Genomic DNA, 22,187 nt, shown 5'->3' on the forward strand with positions numbered 1-22,187 from the left:
AAAGCAGAAGGCAAAACATTATTATCACTGTTATTATTGTTTGCAAACACAACTCTGCTGAATGCCTTAAAATAATAACTTACATAAAAATGTTACCTGATAAAAATCGCATATGATAGCGGAAGTATAGTGTTATTCCTTATTTTACGACAGGAAATCGAATAACAGAATGAAATTTAAATTTTCAATATTGTCATCACTTATTTTGACCTCTTGTATGGTTGTCAATCATAAGAGGCATGTTATTAACTTAGACAAAGTTGGCGACAAACTAAGACCAATCTGCACTGCTGGTTATTACTATCAGGAAAGAGAAGAAATTGCATTCCCCTATGTTAAAAACCACTTTGGCGGATATACTGAGGACAGCACAAAGCCATATTTACAGAAGCAAATCAGACCTTTGACCCTCCATAAGGACGGAACATTGCTGACATTTGGTATTTCGACAGGCTTTCAGGAAAACCACGCTTTTGACTACGCGGCTACTTGCGAACTACAGGACTCTAACTCAATTGACAATGCCAAAAAGCACATTGAGTGTGATATAAGACACTACAAAAACAGGTATCCAATTTGGGGAAAGGGAGTTTTCAAAACAGAAGAGAATGAAATTGTAATTCAGTACTATGTAAATTGGATTGGAGAATATTATTTAGTAGAAAAGAAAGGTAAGGTTTTGAGCGATACCGCTTTTGTACTAACCAAATCATTTGACTATAAACTTAACGAAGCAAAAGACATTTATGAACTATACAAATTTCAACAGTTTGACATAAAGCCAGACTCCACAAATTATATTCTGAAACACAAACGCAAGTTTAAAAACAAGGCATAACAAGGGTTTGTGTAAAACGGTCTGACGTGTTGGACAGTCGAATTGGGATGACCCCAATAGCTGGATAGATGAATTAGGCCTCACCTGTAAAAGGCCAAAGAGCTTCTGACCGGACACGATGTTGAAGTTAGTTCTTTTGCAGAGACGAAGAAGGTTTTAAAAGAAGCATTCCTCAACGCAAGAAAAGTAAGGGGCGCAGGAAAGCCTTCAGGGGACGTTCCTTTTTTTCTTTTGTAAAAGGGCGTAAATGTATCGGGAACTCATGTGAGTTTAGGTTTGCATAATTCTATAAACAGCTGCAATGACTTGCATCTACATACTGCCATGCTACGCGAAATTAGGACGTTTCTGACCGATTTCCCTACACTTAGACAGTACAATATATACAAAAAACTAAGATAATGCTATGGATTACATCCATTTAATTCAATTTTGGCCCTGTTCAGCAGACAGAATGCGTCTACGCCAGTAGATTAAAATAATCAGTACTGTTCGATAACACGAACAAAGGATATCTCATTTTTTATAATAAATGAGATCATCCAATCAAGCTGTTTTAAAGCCAGGTATCGGTGGTGGTCGCTTTCCATTCAATCAATTGTTCACCGTCAAACAGGTGCTTCTTCAGAACCTGGTCTCATGCAATCATATTAGCCAAAAGTGTTAAATCCGCCAGGAAAGAGTTCGAAATCTGTACGTTAGGGTACACTTAAGCAGGTTTAAAAAGCTGCTTTTTTTATTGTCAAAAGCGTATAAGTGATGTGATAATTTAGATAATTATGAAAGCCGGAGTACATTGTCGTTAAGCTTTCTTGTGTATGTAACAGGTTACGATTTTCTCACATACTTCGTAAGAATCACAATCGTTTGCTCATTGATTTTTCCTTCTATCTGTTCGGTATTATCAGGCACCAGTCGGATCTTGCGTACAATGGTTCCTTTTGGCGCCGTGAAATTAGTGCCTCTTACATTCAGGTTTTGTGTAAGCACCACCGTATCGCCATTTACCAACTCGGTTCCATTGCTATCTTTATGCGCCTCTTTGGTCTGAAAGGGATACAAGGCCCAGTTCACTACTGCTTCATCCAGTTCCACCGATGACATTATCTCATTGGCCCATTCTTTTTCTTTGTAACTGTACATGATTCGATAACTCAATGCCTGTACACTTGGTTCATTATTCCAGATACTGCCGGACAAACACTGCCAATGACTATCGGCATTTTGTTGATCCAAAGCTGCTAAACAGGTGTTGCATAGCGCTACTTCATTTTCTATTGCGTCGTTGTTTTTTGGATTTACAGCATACGCTACAGCAGCAGGTTCTACAGTACATAGCTCACAAGAGCCCTGACTTCTTTCTTGTAATTTTCCGGTAATCGAACTATTCATATTTTTAAATAAAGAGGTTTCTGAAAGCAGCAAAACTACATAATTGGTCTTTGCTCCCAAACGTTTCTACTTATTAAGCATTCCATATTTTAAAAATTGACAAAAGTCACTTTTTGGAGTGACAATGTTAACCTCCCAGGGTTGGTAAACAAGGTAATTTTGTACATATGCATTCTGCACAGGCTTACCCTACCACGATAGATTATTGGTTTAGAAATGATTCCCATTTAAACAAATTATACCCTGAATCTATTCAATTGTTGGCCGCAAGGCATTGGACGCCTTTAAATATTATCCAGTTAGTGGTGCCCTTTCTTGTAACACATCCAGGAATTAAGGTATTGTACATTGGAAGTGGCGTAGGGAAGTTTTGTGTGGCAGGGGCCTATTATAAACCGTATGCTTCATTTTATGGCGTTGAGCAACGCAAAGACCTTGTAGATCATGCTGAAAAAGCCAGGGATATTCTTAAGTTGCAAAATGTTCATTTTATCCATTCCAATATTGTTGATCTGGACTTCAAACAATATCACCATTTTTATTTCTTTAACTCGTTTTATGAAAACCTGATGGATAAGGATAAAATCGACGAGAACATAACCTATTCAACATATTTATTCAATTATTATCATAACCAGTTGTATAAAAAACTCAAAGGTATGCCAGCAGGTACCAGGGTCGCCACCTTTCATTGTATTGATGATAGAATGCCCCCGGATTATCATTTGGTAGATTCAAAAATTGGTATACTATTAAAATTCTGGATAAAGGTATTGTAATATTAAAACAGCTAAGAATATGTGTGCTGAAAAAAAAGATCAAAAGCCTGGTTATATATGGAGCCTCCTGCATCATAAATGTGCGCGCTGCAGAGCAGGAAATATGTTTCAAACAAAGAATGCTTACAGACTGAAATATTTATTGAAAATGTATGATAAATGTCCTGTTTGTGATCAGCGCATGGAAATTGAAGTAGGTTTTTATTATGGTACAGGGTATGTTAGTTATGCTTTAACAGTGGCATTTTCTGTAACTACATTCGTTGCCTGGTGGGTATTGATTGGAATGTCAGTGCATGATAACAGATTTTTTTGGTGGCTGGGATTAAATATAACGCTCCTCGTGATGCTTCAACCATTTTTAATGCGGTTGTCCAGGGCAATATGGTTATCGTTCTTTGTGCGTTATAATGCAAACTGGCAGGCAGAAAAGGAAAACACTTCTGCTCCTGAATTGTAATTACATAACGATAGTAATCCCATAATATGGAAGCTCCGAATACAATAAAGAGAAATTTATATTATACCAACGACCATGAATGGATAGATTTCCAGGGAGTTGTCGCATACGTTGGTGTTTGTCGTTTTAAGTTGTCAGGATTTAAGGAAATTCATAAGATTGGAATTTAGGGAGATATCTGGTATGACAAAACAGGGAGAGGTGATCTGCAGTATTCATTTCGACGATTACCAAATTCAGGTTCATATGCCCGTAGATGGGAAAATTATCAGCATAAACGATTTATTAAGGACAAAAGAAAAAGATGTATTGCTTCAACAACCTGAGAATAATGGCTGGATTGTTTTAGTAGTGCCCAGCCGTATGTATGATAAAGCTGGCCTGTTATCATTGGAAAATTATAAAAAATGACAGGTAAAGCATTAACTGAAAAATAAACTCAATTAACAAAACACCAGGCCCTTTACATTTTATGAAGCTCATAGTTAAAATACCGCTTCGTTTGGAAAACTGGTTTTGCACCGATGCGGCATTACATAAATTGTATCCTGAACCGATAAGATCATTAGCCCGCATGCATTGGTCGCCGTTATATATTACTCAAAAGGTCGTTTCTTATCTGACACCGGGCAATACCATAAAAGTGTTGGATATTGGAAGCGGCGTAGGTAAATTTTGTCTGGCCGGCGCGTATTATAAACCAACAGTTTCCTTTTATGGAGTTGAACAACGAAAAAATCTGATAGCATATGCAGAAGCTGCCCGAATAAAAATGGGTTTTCAAAATGTACATTTCATTCATGGAAATTTCACACAGGTGGATCTTAACGAATTCGATCATTTTTACTTCTACAATGCTTTTTTTGAGAATCTGGATGGCACCGAAAAAATAGACAACGAGCTTGCTTATTCGAATGAATTATACAACTATTACAGCATTTACCTGTATAATCAATTGGATAAAATGCCTATTGGAACCAGGGTGGCAACTTATTGTAGTTGGGGTGATGAGATACCACCATGTTATCAATTGGCAGAATCGCATTTTGATAATTTATTAAAGTTTTGGATAAAAATGTAGACCCTATGATGGCTCGTTTATAACTCCTACCCCCATAGTCTGGAAGGGCTGCCGTGAGCATGTAATAAACCCCTAAAACAACTGGCACAGCTCTCCAGGCTTATTTAGTTTTCGATGAATATTAAAAGAAAATGAATAACCCAAACAACTTTAATAATGAGAAAATAACAGGGATAATCCTGGATGTTTTTTTCAGCATATTGATAGCTATGCCATTTCTCCTTATTGACTATAGGGCGACATTATCTGTAGGCGCTATTTGTATGGTAATATTGTTATCACGAAGATTATTATAGATTCCATAAAAGCCGAAAATGAAAAATGAAACAAAGGAGGACTTTAGGAAAACGCTTCCTTTCACAAAAGCAGTTTTAGAAACTTTACAGGATAAAGGATTCCAATATGTGCAGGTCAAAGGGTTTACTTCCGACAAAAGATTGGACTATATGGAACCCCGCTACCTGGTGTTGATACCCATTAAGACGCTCCCGGAGGCCCCGGACTCCATAGAGATATATGAACCAATTAACAGCCAATTGTTGCAGGAATGGGCTGCTCATCCGCACACCGGTATGCAAGTATTTATCTCTTTCAATAAAAACAAATCAATAGAATAAGGTATAACAATTTCTTTATAAAAAATAGGTGAAACGAACCTTAAAATATTACAGGATCATGTGGTTGCGGCACGATTTCGCAGCCGGACTTTCTGTTTTCCTGGTAGCGCTGCCGCTGTGCCTGGGCATCGCACTGGCTTCCGGAGCGCCATTGTATGCAGGGCTTTTATCCGGAATGATTGGAGGTATTATCGTTGCAGCCATCAGCGCATCATCTCTCGCTGTATCGGGTCCCGCAGCCGGATTGACAACCCTGGTAGCAGCTAATATTATTATGTTGGGAAACTATCAGGTTTTCCTGCTGGCAGTTATAATTGCAGGAGCATTCCAGATATTGTTGGGGTTACTAAAATTGGGGGCAATTGCCAATTACTTTCCATCGGCTGTGATCAAAGGGATGTTGGCCGCAATTGGCATAATACTGATTGCAAAACAAATTCCATTGGCCCTGGGATATGACAGACCTGACTTTTGGACAACCGGTTTATTAAACCTGTTCTCATCAGGAAATATAACAGCGTTCAGTCATCATATAAATAATGCCTCATTGATAATTTTCGTGGTTTCCCTGGTGTTACTGGGGCTGCTGCGACAATCTTTTGCAAAAAAGCTCCACTTCATACCTGCACCGTTATTGGTAGCTGGGCTGGGTATTTTGTTGGCATTTCCATTAAAAAAGACGCAACTGGTAAACATTCCTACCGATATATTTTCAAGCATTTCATTTCCTGAATTTAACCAGCTTTTTTCAGATATGCAGATCTGGAAAGGAGGTTTGATTATAGGGTTACTGGCTACATTAGAGACCCTTTTGTGTATCGAAGCGATCGATAAACTGGACAGACATAATCGAATCACACCCTTGAACAGGGAATTGATCGCTCAGGGTATTGGCAATATGGCTTGTGGCATAATGGGGGCCATCCCATTAACCGCAGTAGTTGTTCGCGGAGCTGCCAATGTGGATGCGGGCGCCAGAACAAAGATGTCCGCAATCACTCATGGAGTATTGTTGCTGCTGGCGGTAGTACTGATCCCTTTTGTATTGAACCGGATTCCCTATGCCTCTCTTTCCGCCATTCTGCTTAATACCGGGTATAACCTTACCCAACCTAAACTGTATAAAAATGTGTTTAGCCTGGGTTGGAAACAATTCCTGCCGTTTATACTGACCATTGTAATGATACTGGTAACCGATCTCTTGATTGGCGTCAGCATTGGGTTATTGCTTTCTGTATATTTTATTATTCAGAATAATTTCAGGGCGGAATATAAAGTCACCAGAACGGTTATACATGGATTTGAAACAGAATTGATCAAATTGAACAGCAACGTAACTTTTCTAAACAAGGTAAAGCTTAAAAAAGCACTAGATGAGGTTCCGGAGCACAGTATTTTAACTATTGATGCCAGCAACTGCAATTTCATAGATTACGATATCCTTGAAATAATCAGCGAATTTGAGAATAAGGCGAAAGACAGGCATATAACGTTAAATACCATTGGTATTGAAAAAGTTAATGTTACTGCGATACATTAACTATTTTTAAGGATCAGGGTTACTCATAAAATGATTAGTCCGAGTGGAGAAGATGTGAGATTTTCAGCTTTGTCCGCCGTTTGATCATTGTCGCCCATTTTTTAATTGAGGAATAATCATTCTTATTTATTGACTCGTCTTTATACTCCAAGAACAAATTCGCGGCTTTAGCTTCAACTTCGTTAGCCAATGAGCTTCTTTTCATGCCTTTCTCTTTATAGTAATCGTCTTGGCCTGCATGTAAAAACTCCTCAAATATCGCTTCTTTACTTGCGCCATCATAAAACAACTTTACTGTCTTTTGTGATGGATTGTAAGCTGCTTCGGATGAAAGGGATGTTTGATAGTATTGTTGAACTTTATAGGTCGTTTTAGAATAATATAATCGGCTATATACTCGATTAAAAACCTGATTAGATTTTTGAAGTTGAATAAATGCCGTGTTGAACGCTTTATTATTTGCTTCATCAATAAACGATTTGTATTTACTATCGATTCCGCCGTTACCCTCAATTTTGTAAATTGATTTACAGTCCTTTAATTGCATTTTTAAATGTGAAAACTGTGGCCGAGATTTATTTGAATTTCTTAATAAACGCCAGTTTGTCTTATTTCAAAAAATGTTTGTGCCTTACGGAAAGATTGAAACCAAGTGTTCGATCTACTTATTAGGTTCGTGCTCACTATCACTAGCATATCTTTTCTGCGTTTTATAAGTTTTTGCAATGACATAAAGGAAATCTAATATTATCTCAGCGATTTCCCTGTTAACATGAATTCCATTCTGGCCTAATACTTTCATAGCTCGATCTATTGAAACTTTTTTGATTGAAAAATTTCTCGAATTTTCATGAAGCTGGTTCATGCTATTGTTATTTGATTTGAAGAATTATTAATGAAGTAGAACCGAAAAAGCAAGGAAATGCTGACCCGCATTCGAAACCTTCCTCAATACAATCAAATTCCTATTGTTATTTATACTGGCATCTTTGAGCCAGTTCATCTTGAAGAAGCGAATGAATTGGGAGCCACATTTTACTTAAGGAAACCTTTCAACTTTTTGGATCTATGCCAGAAATTGAAATATTTCTTTTCATTAGATTGGCGAGATACAAAGTCCCCCTGCAGACAGATATAGAATAACAATATTCTCAACAAAATTTGGAGTGAATTATAATTATCGTAATATTGCGATAGATATGGGACTTACAAAAACTGAAATTTTCACAGATAAGCAGAATAAGCTGGCGCAGATGATGAAGGCATTGGCTCATCCGGCCCGTATTGCCATCATTCAGAGTTTGATTAAGGCAGAAGCCTGTGTTTGTGGTGACCTGGTTGATGAACTGGGACTTGCCCAGGCGACTATTTCTCAACATTTGAAAGAACTAAAAAACGCTGGCTTAATTCAAGGAACTATTGAGGGGACAAGTGTTTGTTATTGTATAGATCCTAAAGTTTGGAAACAATACAAAGAGGCATTTGATACTTTCTTTGTTGCTTATAAAAATAAGGATAACTGCTGTTAAAATTTTTTGCTTGCATCTATCGCAATATTGCAATAAAACAATAAAGCGCTTTTTATGACAACAGATCAGGAATTAAAAGATATAGTAAGACAGAAATATAGTGAAATCGCATTACAGGATAAGGAAACCAATCAATCATCCTGCTGCGGTTCAGGCTGCTGTTCAACAGAGGTATATAACATCATGAGTGACGATTATAGCAATCTGGAAGGTTATAACCCTGACGCAGACTTGGGCTTAGGTTGTGGATTGCCCACCCAGTTTGCCAAAATAAAAAAGGGGGATGTGGTAATTGACCTTGGGAGCGGCGCTGGCAACGATGCCTTTATTGCCCGGCACGAAACCGGAGAAACAGGCAAAGTGATCGGTATAGATTTTACCCCGGCAATGATAGAGCGGGCACGTCAAAACGCAGAGATCAGAGGATTTCATAATGTAGAGTTCCGCCAGGGTGATATAGAGAAAATGCCCATTACTTCCAACGTGGCAGATGTCATTGTAAGCAATTGCGTACTGAACCTGGTGCCCAATAAGGATGTCGTTATAAAGGAAATTTACCGGGTATTGAAACCTGGCGGTCATTTTAGCATTTCCGATATTGTACTGGAAGGAACTTTACCAGCCAATATTCAACAGGCCGCCGAAATGTATGCCGGTTGTGTATCTGGCGCCATTCAAAAGCAGGTATACCTGGAATTGATAGAGCAAAATGGATTTACAGGTATTACGCTGCAAAAGGAAAAAGTGATACACATACCCGACGATATTTTGTCTAATTATTTGTCCGAAGCGGAAATTCAATCGTTTAGAAATGGCAATACCGGCATTTATAGCATTACGGTATTTGCGGAAAAGCCTATAGCTGCAAAATCCTGCTGTGGACCAGATTGCTGCAATTAATTCCAAAAAATCATTGTTATGAAAATCATCCAGGCAAATCAGACTAATCGGTCAGCCATCATTGAATTACTTAAAAATGAAAAGTTGCCGGTGGATGATTTGCCTGGCAATCTTGACCATTTTTTTATAGCTGTTAGTGATAGCGATATAATTGGTGTCATAGGTCTCGAACACTATCCACCCTTTGGCCTCCTGCGTTCGATGGTGGTTCGGAAAGATCACCAAAATAAGAAGGTGGCAACAATATTGGTAGAGACACTGGAGAAGCACGCTGCTGACTTAAAAGTCGAATTTATATACCTGTTAACAGAAACTGCATCTACCTACTTTGAAAAAAAGAACTACCAGACTGTGGAGCGAACAGAGGTGCCAGATGAAATAAAACAATCCACAGAATTTAGTAGCGTCTGCCCCGTAAGTGCTATAGTTATGAAAAAAACTTTATAACCTGCAAACTGCTATAATGAGTGCAAATAATTGTAATCCGGTAATTGAAAGGAAGAAACTTGGTTTTCTGGACCGGTATCTTACGATATGGATCTTTGCTGCAATGGCTTTAGGAATTGCATTAGGCTATTTTATCCCATCCGTACCTGGAGTGATCAATAGTTATTCCAGCGGGACCACCAATATTCCCCTGGCTATTGGCCTTATTCTTATGATGTATCCACCACTGGCAAAAGTGCGGTATGAAAAAATGGGAGAAGTATTTAAAAACACCAAAATCCTGGGAACGTCTTTGCTCTTAAACTGGGTAATTGGCCCCCTGTTGATGTTCTTCCTTGCAATACTTTTTTTAAATGGCTATCCTGAGTATATGACGGGGCTAATATTAATTGGCCTGGCTCGTTGCATAGCAATGGTTATTGTTTGGAACGAACTGGCGGAAGGAAGCAGGGAGTATGCAGCCGGCTTGGTAGCCCTCAACAGTATATTTCAGGTTGTTTTCTTTAGCGTGTACGCCTATGTTTTTATAACTGTATTACCACCCTTATTTGGTCTAAAAGGACTGGAAGTAAATATCACGATCGGCCAGATCGCAGAAAGTGTTTTAATATACCTGGGTATACCCTTTGCGGCTGGTGTTATTTCCAGATTTGCCTTGATTAAAATCAAAGGTGAGCAATGGTACCAAACCAGGTTTATCCCGCTGATTTCGCCCATTACCCTGATAGCCCTATTATTTACGATTATTGTAATGTTCAGTTTAAAAGGTGAGCTGATAGTACGCATCCCTATGGATGTTATAAGGATCGCTATACCACTGGTTATCTATTTTGCTATAATGTTTCTGGTCAGCTTTTTTTTAGGAAAAGCCCTGGGGACAGATTATTCCAGGAACGCTTCTATAGCTTTTACAGCTGCAGGAAACAATTTTGAACTGGCCATTGCTGTAGCAATCGGTGTATTTGGAATTAACAGCGGACAGGCATTTGCCGGAGTAATTGGCCCCCTTGTGGAAGTACCGGCTTTAATCGCATTGGTTAATGTTGCTTTCTGGTTAAGGAATAAATATTATACTAAAACACAACTCAATTAAACGGATGAAAATTGTACTATTCTCTGACATACATGCCAATTTACCAGCATTAGAGGCATTCTTTAAAGATGTTGATAGTAAAAACCCGGATGCTATATACTGCCTGGGGGATTTAGTAGGTTATAACATCTGGCCCAATGAAGTGATAAACGAAATAAAAAAACGCCGTATTCCAACAATAGCCGGTAATTATGATTTTGGTATAGGGAGAAGCATTGATGATTGCGGTTGCGCTTATAAAACGGATACAGAAAAAGCGAATGGCGCAATTTCCATTTCTTTCACTAACGAAATTGTAAAAGAAGAAGAAAGGAAGTATTTAAGAACATTGCCTGCCCATCTGAAAGTTGAATTTCAACTTAATAATGATAAATTAAACCTGCTTTTAGTACATGGTAGTCCTCGTAAGATAAACGAATACTTGTTTGAAGATCGTGAGGAAAAAAGCATGTTGCGTATTATGCAGGATGCGGACGCCGACATTATGTGCTTTGGCCATACGCATAAACCATACCATCGGGTATTGACTACTGATGAAGATGGAAAACAACGATTCAGACATGCTTTAAATATTGGCTCAGTCGGCAAGCCCAAAGATGGCAACCCCCAAGGCGGATATGTGATGCTTCACATAAATGATAATAGCAGCGTTAACATCAAAGAATCAATACGAGTTGAATTTATTCGTTTCACTTATGATGTTGAAAAAGCTGCAAAAGCAGTTGAAGATAGCCCTTTGCCCAATGCATATGCAGAAAGTCTACGAAATGGAGTGTAAAAAAAATTATGATGGAAAATATCCTGGAAACAATTCATAGGTCATTTGAAAAAGAGCTTGCTGATCTTGTATGTAGAAAGGTAAAGCACCAGGATTATTGCCAGGATATAATACAGGACGTTTATTTAAAGATATTGCTCAATCGGTCGAAGATCGAGAAGGCAGACAATATTAGCGCATACCTGACCAGGCTTACAACAAATACCGTAGTGGATTATTACAGGCGCAAGTCTAAATCTTCGGTCACAAATGAAACACTTCCTGAAACTTCCAGTGAGCCAGATGAAGCGGTGGATAGCACTTATAAATTAGCAGATTGTTGTCTCCGTTCATTTATTGACTCTTTGCCAGAGATATATCGTAACGCGATAATAATGGTGGAACTCGATGCTTTGAAAATAAAGGACTATGCAATAGCGGCCAATATAACACTTACAAATGCCAAAGCCCGGGTACAAAGGGCAAGAAAAATGCTCAGGGAAGTAATTCTGCAGTGTTGTAATTATGAATTCGATTCGTATGGAAACATTGTATCCTGCAAAAAGAATGAGGATCAATCCTGTTGTAAATAATTTCGTTCTACCCTTGTGTCCTTTTTAAAGCTACCACGTCGTAATGATGATAGCTCATTTATTAACTTAAATTAATCTTTTCATGAAAAAGTTAGCTTTAGCGGGATTATCGTCATTGGCATTGGTAGCGGCTTTTGCAGGTGGCATCAAGAAAAAAACCGTCAAAAATGAAAAGCCCAAACAGGAGCAATGTTGTGATAAGGGTTCCTGTTGTAAAAGGAAATAATTTATTGAGACTTGTAGAAAACACCGGTAATCTTGCCGGTGTTTTTTATTTATTATATAAAGGTTGTATCCTTTTTTGCGCTTTCCCGTCGTATGAGAAATAAAAGTTCCATGAGATACAGTCTAAAACCGCACAAGTTTCTATTTTCTTTAATATTATTCCCCCTTGTAATGCTGGAGACAACACAAGCACAGAAGATTCCAGCAATGGAGCCTGTCAATCCAGCCTATAAACCAATCAAGGATCTAAGCATGGTTCCGACAGAAACCAGGAAGCAGCTCGACACTATACAGTTTCCCTGGTCAGAATATAGCAAAGGGGCATTGAGCAATGCGCTTTGGAGGACTGCGTATCTTCTTCCTAAAGACGAGGCCAAACTCCGGGAATTGATAAAATTTCCAGCCAACAGTTCAGATCAAACCAGAGCCGAGCTTGACTATTTGCTGAAATTGCAAAACACCCGTAACAAGCAGGAAATTGAGCGTGCAGAATATATCGCTAACATTGGGTCATGGCCAAACATAATTAATCCGCTTGATTCAGATTATAATGAGAATAGGCAACAGCTCTTTTATATCTTGTCAACCGCCACTGGTCAAAAAATAAACTACGGGAATTATCCTGGAACCACACAGCTTTTAATGAATTGTATACAGGACATACGAGTAACAGAATTCCGGTTAAAAATGCATTTTAAGCGCCCCCGCCCATATCACCTGGAGCCAGCTTTAAAACCCTTGACAAGAATAAATTCACCATCATTCCCCAGCGGCCATTCATTATGGTCATACACTGAAGCCTATTTATTCGGCGAATTAATTCCCGGCAAACGGCAGGAATTTATTAAAACTGCTGCTGAAGTTCGTTGGTCAAGAGAACTGATGGGTATACATTATCCCAGCGATAATGAAGCATCAAGAGTTATAGGATGGTATTTACTCAAATACTGGTATAACAACCCTCAGTTTGTTGCTGACATGAATAAGGCAAAAATGGAATGGGCCAGTAAGAAAAGTTTATCCCAATCCAAATAGTATATAAGGTGATTTTTAAAATCCAAGCCTCCAAATTTGGGGCTTTGCATGTTGTAATACTTTGCCATGACACCGAAAAAACTGGTGGGAATTTGAGCCTCGAATACGTGATATAGCTAATTTATAGATGATAGGTTAATAAGTTAACTAGTTCGGCGTACCATCCTGCCGGAGCAGTGTTAAAAGTGACTGGCTATGAAAAAATAGAAAACGTCCCCTCGGCTCAGCCGGGGGACGTTTTTCTCAATTATGTCAGCATATTGTATTTAACTTAATCCTGCAGGATCCACATAGGGTTATTTACATTGTCATCACCGTTGTATTGGCGCTGAATAGCTTCTACTACATGCTCCTTATTGTAGTCTAACTCCGACTGAGGGTATAAATACCGCTGTGGTATTTTGTTAGTAGGCGTGTTCAGGTTAGAAGCCGGGTTGATGGTAAATACCGGGTAACCTGTTCTCCTGTATTCATAATAGGCCGAATAAGGAGCTTGTAAGAACAATGACAGGTATTGCTGGATCCACACTTGCCGCAATTTGTCGTCTGTACTGGTGGCAAACTTCACCTTGGCCTGTTGCAGGTAGGTGTTCTGGATGTAAGTGTCCGTGATCTTTTGGTTGTGGTGATAAAGTGGGTCATCAGGCGTATTATCAGCCACACAATGCATCGCTGCTTTAATACCATCCGTATAGTGGGCTTCGCCGCCGCCCGGGATCCATCCCCTGATGCCTGCTTCTGCCATAATGAACTTGAGCTGTGCGTAGCTCAACATATAAACAGGTTCCCCCTGCGGCAATTGCAGATAACGGTCATTAATAGGAGAATAATCTTTGGAAGACGCAACTTTTGTGATGTCGGAATAAGGGGCTGCCGGGTCAGGGCCACTATACGCGGCGGGGTCAGAAACCGCTTTACCTGCCGCCACCTTAACAGGAGATGGGTTGGCATAATAAAACAGCCGGTTGTCGTTAAACGCCTTGAGGGAGTCGATCAAAAAGCTGCTCACCATTACATACACGTACGACTGGTTGCCTTCAATATAGAAAGGGTATTTCTGTCCGGCTACATTGGAAAACACGAGGCCGAAATTGTCGGCATTGCTTTGAAAGATGGGCCGGTTGTTGATAATATCCTGGAACCGGGTCACCACCTTCAGGTCGGCATCCGCTGTTTTCTTATACAGGTTCATCAAGATCTGCAATTGCAAGGAGTTGGCAAATTTTCGCCATTGCGTCACCTTGCCGCCGTATACAGGATCGCCGGGGAAGTCGCTGGCGTTAGCAAACAAATCGTTTGCTTCATCCAGTTCCTTTAATAAGCCGAGGAATACATCCTTCTGCGTATCATATTCCGGTTTCAGTGTACCTTCTTCACCGCTTAGTGCCTGCGTGTAAGGAATATCGCCTAACTGCATGGTGAGGTAAAAGAATTTCAGTGCCCGCATACATTTCCCCAGACCTGAATAGGCATTTTTCAGGGGATCCGTGGTTGCAAGGTCTACCATGGGTTTAATATTGTTCAGTACAGGCAGGCTAAGGAAATCTGTTCTTCCAAAATAATTGTATTGTTCTGTGCTGGGGCTCGATGACCAGCAGGTGTATTTACCCAATTGAGCCGGACGTACAAAGTCCGTATTTGAGCGGAAGGTGGCCTTGGTGGCATCCAATATCAGCGTGGTGGCCAGCATGTCCGGCGTCACCTTTACCGGTTTGTCCGGGTTGGTATTGATCTGGTCAAACTTGTTACAGCCACTTGTCAGCAGAGTGGTGATGGCTGCCGCCAGTACCGCCGCTATTCGTATTTGCTTATTCATATAAATAGTTTGCTGAAATTAAAAGGTGAGTTTAATATTCGCGCCAATGTAGCGGTTCGTGGGTGAGTTCAGGTTATCGGTCCCGTTATCAGGGTCGGCAAACCTGAATTGCTTACGCCACATCCATACGTTCTGAGCCGTGAGGGCAATGCTGGCATTGGCCGCACCAATCTTGTGGGTAATATTACCAGGCACCATATACTCCAGGGTTACTTCCCGCAACTTCACAAAAGTAGGATCAAGCATGCCGGCTGGTGAACCACCCTTGAACGAACGTGCATACGTTTCATAAGAAACCACTTTGTCGTTCTTGGCAAATACCCGGGTGTCTTTAGTTATCCTGCCATAGTTGTCATAAGTGGCAGTACCAGAAACTATCTTCACCCCATCGCCAATGAAGGTTTGATTTTTGTTAACCGTTTCCTCATAGCGATACTGATTGTCAGAATCAGGATGAGAGCCCGTATCCCACATTTTATCATTCATGTATTCATACATCAATCCGCCAAAACGGCCATCAAAGCTGAACGAAACCATAAACTGTTTATAACGCAGGCGGTTGATGAGGCCTGCTACCCAGTTTGGATCTAAGTAGCCGATCCGTGATTTGTAAACGCTTTTGCTGGCGCGGCCATTATCCAGGTGGATCACATTGCCATAAGGATCGCGGTCCCAGTCGTTGATAGCCACGTAATCGGTTCTTTCACCCCGTTTTGTCCAAAGGTTATCGGTAGAGAACACGGGGTCCAGATCTTTGTAATACTGCTTGGAGGTAGACCAGTTGAAGCTGGTTGTCCACTCAAAATTTTTGTTACGTACGGCCGTAGCGTCAACGGTAATTTCAATACCCCGGCGCACCGTTGTTTCCAGTGTATTGATCAGGCTGCTATTAAAACCGGTAGATGGAGTGATCGGGGCGTTGATCTGTTGGTCGTATGTGTATTTATTGTAGTAAGTAACATCTACCTGCAAGCGGTTCTTCAGCAGGTAGGCGGCTGTACCGATCTCCCAGGTACGGGCCGTTGTTGGATTAATATCCGTATTGATGATGCCGGTAGTATAAGCAGCACTATTAAGGGTATTCCATGCACCCAGCGTAGTGGAATAAGAGCGGTTGGTGGCATATACAGCCGGATCACTTTTAGTAACCGCCCATGAACCACGCACTTTCCACATATCCGTCCAGGAGGGCATCTTCCATATTTCAGACAACACAAGGCTGGCGCCTGCAGATGGATAAAAATAAGATCGGTTTGATTTTGGCAGCGTAGAGCTCCAGTCATTACGGCCTGTAGCCTCTACAAAGAGCAGATTATCCCAGGAGAGCATCAACTTGCCATACAGACTGTTGACCTGCTTTTTATTGGCAGTAGCAGTAACATCCGGGCGCTCCAAAGAACCTGCGAGAGAATAAAAGCCAGGTACCGTGAGGCCATTACGGGTAGAAGCAAAAGTATTCTGCGCCTGCGAGTAGTTGATCGTTCCACCGGTCAACCCGTCAATGCCTAGTTTGTTCACGTGTTTGCTAATGGTGAAGATCAGGTCATTGTTGGTACTGAATCCGTAATTGATGTTGTTGGAATATACACCTTTAGAGAACCAGCCACCACTGGTAGAGTTGATATTGGGCGGGTTTCTCTTCGTTTCTGTGTTGCCGGCGAAATCGGTACCGTTGCGGAACAACAGGTTGGCGCCGGGAAATAGTTTATAGTTGAGGGTAAGGTTGGCATTGATGGTATTCTGATCAATTGCGTCCAGCTTTTCATAAGCGATCAGATACGGGTTGTCGTACCAGGTTTTATACATCCAGTTTTGCTGAACATCGGGCGTTTGCCAGTAATCACGGTATTGACGCAGGTCATACTCGGGTCCGGTCCACATCAGGATCTGGTAAATGTACCCTTGCGTTCCATACCCTGCACCCCAGACCTGCGGAGAGTAGCGTTTGTTATAACCCAGGTCTGCTTCCAGTTTAAACTTGCCTACATGCATATCACCGCCTACAAGGAAGTTGAAACTATTGGCCTTTGCATTGGGATACTGGCCTTTGGTATTGATATTGGTTAGAGAAGCGCGGAAACTTCCCAGTTCACCCGTTTGAGAAATGCTGATGTTGTTGTTGGTGACATAACTGGGCTCCAAAAAGTTCTTGAAATTATCCTTGCCACGTGAGGTGAGCGGCTGGTTCGTCATTTGTTTTGTAACCGGGTCCCATTGCATGGCCATGGTGCCGATGTCGAGTTTAGCGCCCCATACATAGTCAGTATTGCTGAAGTTGCCGCCAAGACCTGCACTGTAAGAAGTTTGCACCTTAGGTAAGGTCAGGAAGCCAGCATTGAACATGGTGTTACTGTTTACGGTAACCACCAGTCCTTTATTTTTGGTGCCTTTTTTAGTAGTAACAATGATGGCCCCGTTGGCACCTCTGCCGCCATATAAGGCGCCGGCGGTGGCGCCCTTCAGTACGCTGATGCTTTCTATATCATCAGCGCCTATATCGCGCAGTGTCATATTGCCATAAGGCGTACCATTTATTACCAGTAATGGAGTTGCCCCCCGGAGTGTAAAAGTGGGGGCGGTAAAGAATTCTGAACTGTTCTTGACTATCAGGCCCGAGATCTTACCTGTCATTGAAGTACCGATGTCTGTTCCTTTCACCCGTCTTACCTCATCACCGGATATTTGTTGTATGGCCGATGCCAGTTGCTTTTTCTCTTTCGACAAACCGAGCGCCGTAACCACTACTTCCGATAAGGCGCCATTTCTTTTAGGCAGCAGTATCGTCCATCCGCCATCATTGTTTCCCTCATACAGTACCGACCGGGTTACATATCCCTGGTAGCTAACCATAATATTGGAATTGGCAGCGCTTGCGGGCAGTTCAAAAACACCATCGGCATTACTCATCACCGAAGTGCTTCCTGCACGCACCGTAGCATAAGCAATTGTTTCATTCGTGGCACTGTCTACGATTACCCCTGTAACGGTACCAGGCTTAGAAGCTCTTTTTTCAATAGTCGACCGGAAGATGGTGATGTTCTCATTTTCGAGCCGGTAAGCCAGGCCGGTACCAAGCAGTACCTGTTGTAATGCTTCCTTTAATGGCACCTGCTGTAATTGATCTTTACCACTTTTCTTACCATTGATCAGGGCATCGCTATAAGTAATGGTAAAGCCTGACTGGGCCTGGATCTGTTGGAGCACTTCCTTGAGCGATTTGCCCCGTGCATCCATACTAATAGTTTTGTCCTGGGCCCAAAGCTCCTGACCCTGGATTACAACCAGACAAAAAACAAGAAACAGCAGTCTGAATGAACTGGTGTAATTCTTTTTCATTTTTTTGTTTTTTACAATTGAATAGAATTCCTGTCACCCTGTTGGCAGGGTGTAATAATAAATGAGCGTTAATTATTTAATAGATAAGGACCGTTCTTGTATCGACGATCTTGTAATGAAAATCTCCGGCAAGACTTAATCGTGTCAGTACTTCATTTAAGTTGTCTTTATTACTGAAGCTGGTAGTAAATGTCAGGTTTTTCAATGCTGCGCTTTGAATACGGACAGTGATCCCATAAATCGATTCCATACAAAAGGCAATGCCTTCCAGGCTTACATTTTTCAATTGGTAAACTTTGTCGGTCCAGCCTTTGTATAATGTTTTATCCAGTTTGTCTACTACGGGATGGTTGCCACCGTTGTCGGTCATTAATCTTTCTCCGGCGCTCAGTACAGGAGAAACAGCCGATTCCCTGTCTTTATCCCCGTAATACACTTTTACTTTCCCGCTGGCCACTGCCACCGTATATTGGCCGTTTCGCTGGCGGATGTCGAATGAGGTGCCCAATACCTTTGTATACAACTGGCCACTGTGTACAAGGAAGGGGCGTGTGGTATCCCTCGCCACTTCAAAAAATGCTTCCCCCTGTTTCAGGTATACATTCCTGATTTTACCAAAGGCCGTGGGGTAATCCAGTTCGGCGCCACCATTGAGCCAGATCACGGTGCCATCTCCCAGGGCAAGCCGCATCTGTTCGTTGGAGGGCACTTTAATACTGTGTATGGCTACCTGCTCACTACCGTGGGTAGCGCTTTTTTTATAGGTGTGGGTTAAATACAAAGCTGTACAAAGCACGGCCAGCAGTACAGAGGCCGCGGCCAGGTATTTTACCCAGGGCATGTGGCTAACGGACAGGGAAAGCCTGTTACTGATCATCAGCCATACACGGTTTTTCATAGCAACTATGCGGTCTGCTTCTGCTGGTTTGTGCTCCAGCGTATTGAACCATTCATCCAGCAATTGTTCTTCCGCCTCATTTAATTCATTGCTTTCCTTACGCTTCAATAACTCATATAATTCGAGGTCGTTCATCTTTTTTCTTTTAACGCTTCCCTGGTTTTAAAGGGAAACCTGACCCATCAGTGGGTCGCTAAAACTTTCCCGGCCTGTTTCTACGTGCCCGGCATAACGTCTTTCAAAAACTTCGTGGCCGGCCACCCGTATAGTAAAGTCATACCAGCCAAAACTTTTGCTGAGATCAATGATAATAGTTTCCCGGTCGCCGGTAATCCCTGCCTTACCAAGCGCTTGCTTTTTGGGCGTTGCGCCGTAAGCATTGTCCGTAAGGGTGATGGTTATTTTATTGGCCGGGTCAGTATTCCGGATTTTCAACTGGATATTACCGGTAAGTTGTTTGGCCTGCATCCGTGTACGCTGGTATTCGCAGGCCAGCTCCAATGGTGCATCATGCGCATTGCCTGCCAGCACGCGATAAAAGCCATTGGGGCCGTATACTTCCAGTTTGTAAATGCCATTATCAAAATCTGCAATCGACCAGCTATCGGTGAGGGTATCACCAGGCGACACCGCGTAGTTCCAGGTGCGCATAGTACGAGCCACCGGTTGAAGGCCCGGCATGTCTTTCCAGGTACCAGTGGCATATACCAGGAAAGGAGCGCCTGCCGCCTTATTACCGAATACATCCTTGCCTGCCGTAAACGAAAGCGTGATCTGCCGCTTATCATCACTCAATTTCCCCTCCCCATACAATTGATAAGGCAGCGGCCGCGCCGGACGGATACCTTTTTCCTGCTGAGGCATGAAAGGGGAAGTGTGTGGGTTTGTATTGATCTGGTCTATTTCTGCTGTTGACAATGCCTTGAAAGAAGGAATTTCGACCTTGTACTTTGCATTGGTGATCAGTTCGATGTGATCATTCTTTTTTACCGGTTCAGGCGTAGGGGTTACTTCGCCATTGTATGGTTTGAACACCGAAGTAAGATCGCCGCACACTGTTCTGCGCCAGGCACTGATATTCTCTTCTTTGATGGCATGGCCCGATTTATGGCTCACAAACTTTTCAAGAAACTGCAATACCGAAGTATGATCGAATACCTCGGAACAAACTGCTCCGCCCCTTGACCAGGGAGAGGCAACGATCATCGGCACCCGAAAGCCAAGTCCGATGGAGCCCGTACGCCCTTCGCGTCCAAGACCGGGGCCGGGATACATCTTAGCCCGCGCTTCTTCCTGCTCTTTGGTCACCTGCTCTACGCTGCCGTCAATGCCGGCAGATGTTTTTCCACTGCCAGGCATCCGTGGGTCTGGCGCCGCGAACGGCGGTACGTGATCAAAGTACCCGTCATTTTCATCATAGGTAAGAATAAAGATCGTTTTCTTCCACACTGCAGGGTTCTGCGTAAGAATATCTATCACTTCCGACATATACCATACGCCATACCAGGGACCGCCCGGATGATCGGAAAACCTGGCCGGCGCTACCAGCCACGACACCTGCGGCAACGTTCCATTGGTTACATCAGCCCTGAACTGATGCAGCACATCTCCTTTAGGAATATTGATCTCCCGCTCTACGCCATTATCCATGTATTTGTAAGGCGCGAGATCGTGATAAAAAGGATCGTTGATATTAGTAGTTAATGCCTTTGCGTGCAGGCTCTTTTCACGGGGAGATAATTTTTCAAACTCCTCTTTTGACCATTTGGGCAGTTCGTCTGCAATCTTTTGCAACATGTCTTTCCGGAAAGCAATATTTTTTTCGAGTTGTTCTTTTTCTTCCGGTGTGCCGGAAAAGTGTTGCTGCTTTTCCAGTAAACCATCAAGCTCTTTGGTAACACGTCCCTGGTGTCTTAGCAGGAATGGGTGATAACCCGGCGTAAATCGTACGTTGTATTGCACAAACCATTCAAGCGGGTTGTCGGTGAAGTTGGCCAGCCATTCATTGGCTTCGCTGTCGAGACCAACCGAAATGCTCAACTCATTCTGATAGATGCGCCAGGAAATGTCATGTTCTTCCAGTCTTTCAGGGAACGTTTTCCAGGAAGCCCACCGGCCATAATCAACATCGCCGTTACGCACATTTGCTTTGGCGCTGATGTGCTGTTTTTCCCGCACTGTTCCCGTCCAGAAATAAAGCCGATTGGGTGTGGTGCCCGTAAGCGAAGAGCAGAAGTGTTGATCGCAAACTGTGAAAGCATCCGCCATTGCATAATAGAAAGGTACATCTTCACGGGTATAATAACCCATCGCCAACGGCATCTGTTTGTATTCGGGATTGCCCGACTTCTTCACTTCCAGCCAGCGATCGTGTTTGCCCTGGTTGCGGGCATCCACCTGGTCTTCCCACCGGTGTGGTAAAGAAGACATCCAGGTGATCTTTGTATCTTTTAAGTTATAGCGGAAAGGTGCATATGTCTTTTTCAATTCATCCGTTTGCAGCCATACCTTATTTTTATTGGGTAGTGTAATGGCACGTGGATCATTAAAACCACGCACGCCTTTCAGCATCCCGAATGTATGATCGAAAGAACGGTTCTCCTGCATTAGTATCACTACATGTTCTGCATCCTGCCAGGTGCTGCCCGCTTCAGGATCAATAGCAAATGCTTTTTGAATAGATGGAGGCAGTATATTGGCAAAAGCCGCAGAGCCCGACAACAGCGCTGCTTTTTTAATAAAATTTCGTCTTGTATCCATACAATGAAAGAGATAATTGATTGATGCTACCTAGTAAAGCCAGGTGAGAAGACCAGGTACCAATGGCCGATGTAAAGGAATTGTTACCAAA

21 protein-coding genes are annotated in these 22,187 nt (G+C 42.1%); 15 read left to right on the forward strand and 6 right to left on the reverse strand.

The features are described 5' to 3' along the window. The first annotated feature begins 169 nt into the window (after positions 1–169). Positions 170–838, forward strand: coding sequence for a hypothetical protein (locus BMX95_RS08820; RefSeq protein ID WP_133053830.1), 669 nt, complete (start codon positions 170–172; stop codon positions 836–838). 828 nt (positions 839–1,666) lie between these two features. On the opposite strand, the gene BMX95_RS08825 is transcribed toward BMX95_RS08820, so the two are convergent. Continuing rightward, positions 1,667–2,230, reverse strand: coding sequence for a PhnA domain-containing protein (locus BMX95_RS08825; RefSeq protein ID WP_242672978.1), 564 nt, complete (start codon positions 2,228–2,230; stop codon positions 1,667–1,669). 167 nt (positions 2,231–2,397) lie between these two features. Here BMX95_RS08825 and BMX95_RS08830 point away from each other — a divergent pair, with 167 nt between their 5' ends. The 6 genes from BMX95_RS08830 to BMX95_RS08855 all read left to right on the forward strand — a co-directional run bounded on the left by BMX95_RS08830 (position 2,398) and on the right by BMX95_RS08855 (position 6,707). Next, positions 2,398–3,009: a methyltransferase domain-containing protein gene (locus BMX95_RS08830; protein ID WP_081197365.1), complete on the forward strand. Its 612-nt coding sequence runs from the start codon at positions 2,398–2,400 to the stop codon at positions 3,007–3,009. A 19-nt stretch (positions 3,010–3,028) separates the two neighbouring features. Continuing rightward, positions 3,029–3,469, forward strand: a complete 441-nt coding sequence (locus BMX95_RS08835; RefSeq protein WP_081197366.1) for a DUF983 domain-containing protein — start codon at positions 3,029–3,031, stop codon at positions 3,467–3,469. A gap of 114 nt (positions 3,470–3,583) precedes the next feature. Next, positions 3,584–3,880, forward strand: coding sequence for a biotin/lipoyl attachment domain-containing protein (locus tag BMX95_RS08840; protein WP_262493529.1), 297 nt, complete (start codon positions 3,584–3,586; stop codon positions 3,878–3,880). A gap of 61 nt (positions 3,881–3,941) precedes the next feature. After that, positions 3,942–4,550 (forward strand): methyltransferase domain-containing protein, encoded by a 609-nt coding sequence (locus BMX95_RS08845; protein WP_081197368.1) that lies wholly within the window; start codon positions 3,942–3,944, stop codon positions 4,548–4,550. Between the two features lie 314 nt (positions 4,551–4,864). Next, a complete protein-coding gene (locus BMX95_RS08850; RefSeq protein WP_081197369.1) occupies positions 4,865–5,167 on the forward strand; it encodes a hypothetical protein in 303 nt (100 codons plus the stop codon). Between the two features lie 28 nt (positions 5,168–5,195). Next, positions 5,196–6,707, forward strand: a complete 1,512-nt coding sequence (locus BMX95_RS08855) for a SulP family inorganic anion transporter (protein ID WP_207631465.1) — start codon at positions 5,196–5,198, stop codon at positions 6,705–6,707. Between the two features lie 34 nt (positions 6,708–6,741). Here BMX95_RS08855 and BMX95_RS08860 read toward each other — a convergent pair whose 3' ends face one another. After that, a complete protein-coding gene (locus tag BMX95_RS08860) occupies positions 6,742–7,254 on the reverse strand; it encodes a hypothetical protein (RefSeq protein WP_081197371.1) in 513 nt (170 codons plus the stop codon). A 619-nt stretch (positions 7,255–7,873) separates the two neighbouring features. On the opposite strand from BMX95_RS08860, the gene BMX95_RS08870 reads away from it, so the two are divergent. The 8 genes from BMX95_RS08870 (at position 7,874) to BMX95_RS08900 (ending at position 13,286) form a co-directional block, all read left to right on the forward strand. Further along, entirely contained in the window at positions 7,874–8,236 is a 363-nt protein-coding gene (locus BMX95_RS08870; protein ID WP_425311889.1) for an ArsR/SmtB family transcription factor, read from the forward strand. A gap of 54 nt (positions 8,237–8,290) precedes the next feature. Next, entirely contained in the window at positions 8,291–9,136 is an 846-nt protein-coding gene (locus tag BMX95_RS08875; protein WP_081197373.1) for an arsenite methyltransferase, read from the forward strand. An 18-nt stretch (positions 9,137–9,154) separates the two neighbouring features. Further along, positions 9,155–9,583 (forward strand): arsenic resistance N-acetyltransferase ArsN2, encoded by a 429-nt coding sequence (gene arsN2, locus BMX95_RS08880; protein ID WP_081197374.1) that lies wholly within the window; start codon positions 9,155–9,157, stop codon positions 9,581–9,583. A gap of 16 nt (positions 9,584–9,599) precedes the next feature. Beyond that, the gene (arsB, locus tag BMX95_RS08885) at positions 9,600–10,676 is read left to right on the forward strand and encodes an ACR3 family arsenite efflux transporter (protein WP_081197375.1); all 1,077 of its coding nucleotides are present in this window, start codon (positions 9,600–9,602) and stop codon (positions 10,674–10,676) included. Between the two features lie 4 nt (positions 10,677–10,680). Then, positions 10,681–11,454, forward strand: coding sequence for a metallophosphoesterase family protein (locus BMX95_RS08890; protein ID WP_081197376.1), 774 nt, complete (start codon positions 10,681–10,683; stop codon positions 11,452–11,454). An 11-nt stretch (positions 11,455–11,465) separates the two neighbouring features. Then, entirely contained in the window at positions 11,466–12,026 is a 561-nt protein-coding gene (locus BMX95_RS08895) for a sigma-70 family RNA polymerase sigma factor (RefSeq protein WP_177193686.1), read from the forward strand. Between the two features lie 82 nt (positions 12,027–12,108). Then, positions 12,109–12,252, forward strand: coding sequence for a hypothetical protein (locus tag BMX95_RS34915; RefSeq protein WP_165758798.1), 144 nt, complete (start codon positions 12,109–12,111; stop codon positions 12,250–12,252). A gap of 110 nt (positions 12,253–12,362) precedes the next feature. Continuing rightward, positions 12,363–13,286 (forward strand): phosphatase PAP2 family protein, encoded by a 924-nt coding sequence (locus BMX95_RS08900; RefSeq protein WP_165758799.1) that lies wholly within the window; start codon positions 12,363–12,365, stop codon positions 13,284–13,286. A gap of 271 nt (positions 13,287–13,557) precedes the next feature. Here the strand turns inward: BMX95_RS08900 and BMX95_RS08905 are convergent, their stop codons facing one another. The 4 genes from BMX95_RS08905 to BMX95_RS08920 form a co-directional block, all read right to left on the reverse strand. Further along, complete coding sequence (locus BMX95_RS08905; RefSeq protein WP_081197379.1) at positions 13,558–15,102, reverse strand: SusD/RagB family nutrient-binding outer membrane lipoprotein; 1,545 nt, start codon at positions 15,100–15,102, stop codon at positions 13,558–13,560. Between the two features lie 18 nt (positions 15,103–15,120). Further along, a complete protein-coding gene (locus BMX95_RS08910) occupies positions 15,121–18,438 on the reverse strand; it encodes a SusC/RagA family TonB-linked outer membrane protein (RefSeq protein ID WP_081197380.1) in 3,318 nt (1,105 codons plus the stop codon). Positions 18,439–18,514: 76 nt separating this feature from the next. Further along, positions 18,515–19,471, reverse strand: a complete 957-nt coding sequence (locus tag BMX95_RS08915; protein ID WP_081197381.1) for a FecR family protein — start codon at positions 19,469–19,471, stop codon at positions 18,515–18,517. Between the two features lie 27 nt (positions 19,472–19,498). Then, a complete protein-coding gene (locus tag BMX95_RS08920; RefSeq protein WP_081197382.1) occupies positions 19,499–22,096 on the reverse strand; it encodes a phosphocholine-specific phospholipase C in 2,598 nt (865 codons plus the stop codon). Positions 22,097–22,187: the final 91 nt, after the last annotated feature.

Origin of the sequence: Niastella yeongjuensis (assembly GCF_900110245.1) — a bacterium.
Taxonomy (GTDB): Bacteria; Bacteroidota; Bacteroidia; order Chitinophagales; family Chitinophagaceae; genus Niastella; species Niastella yeongjuensis.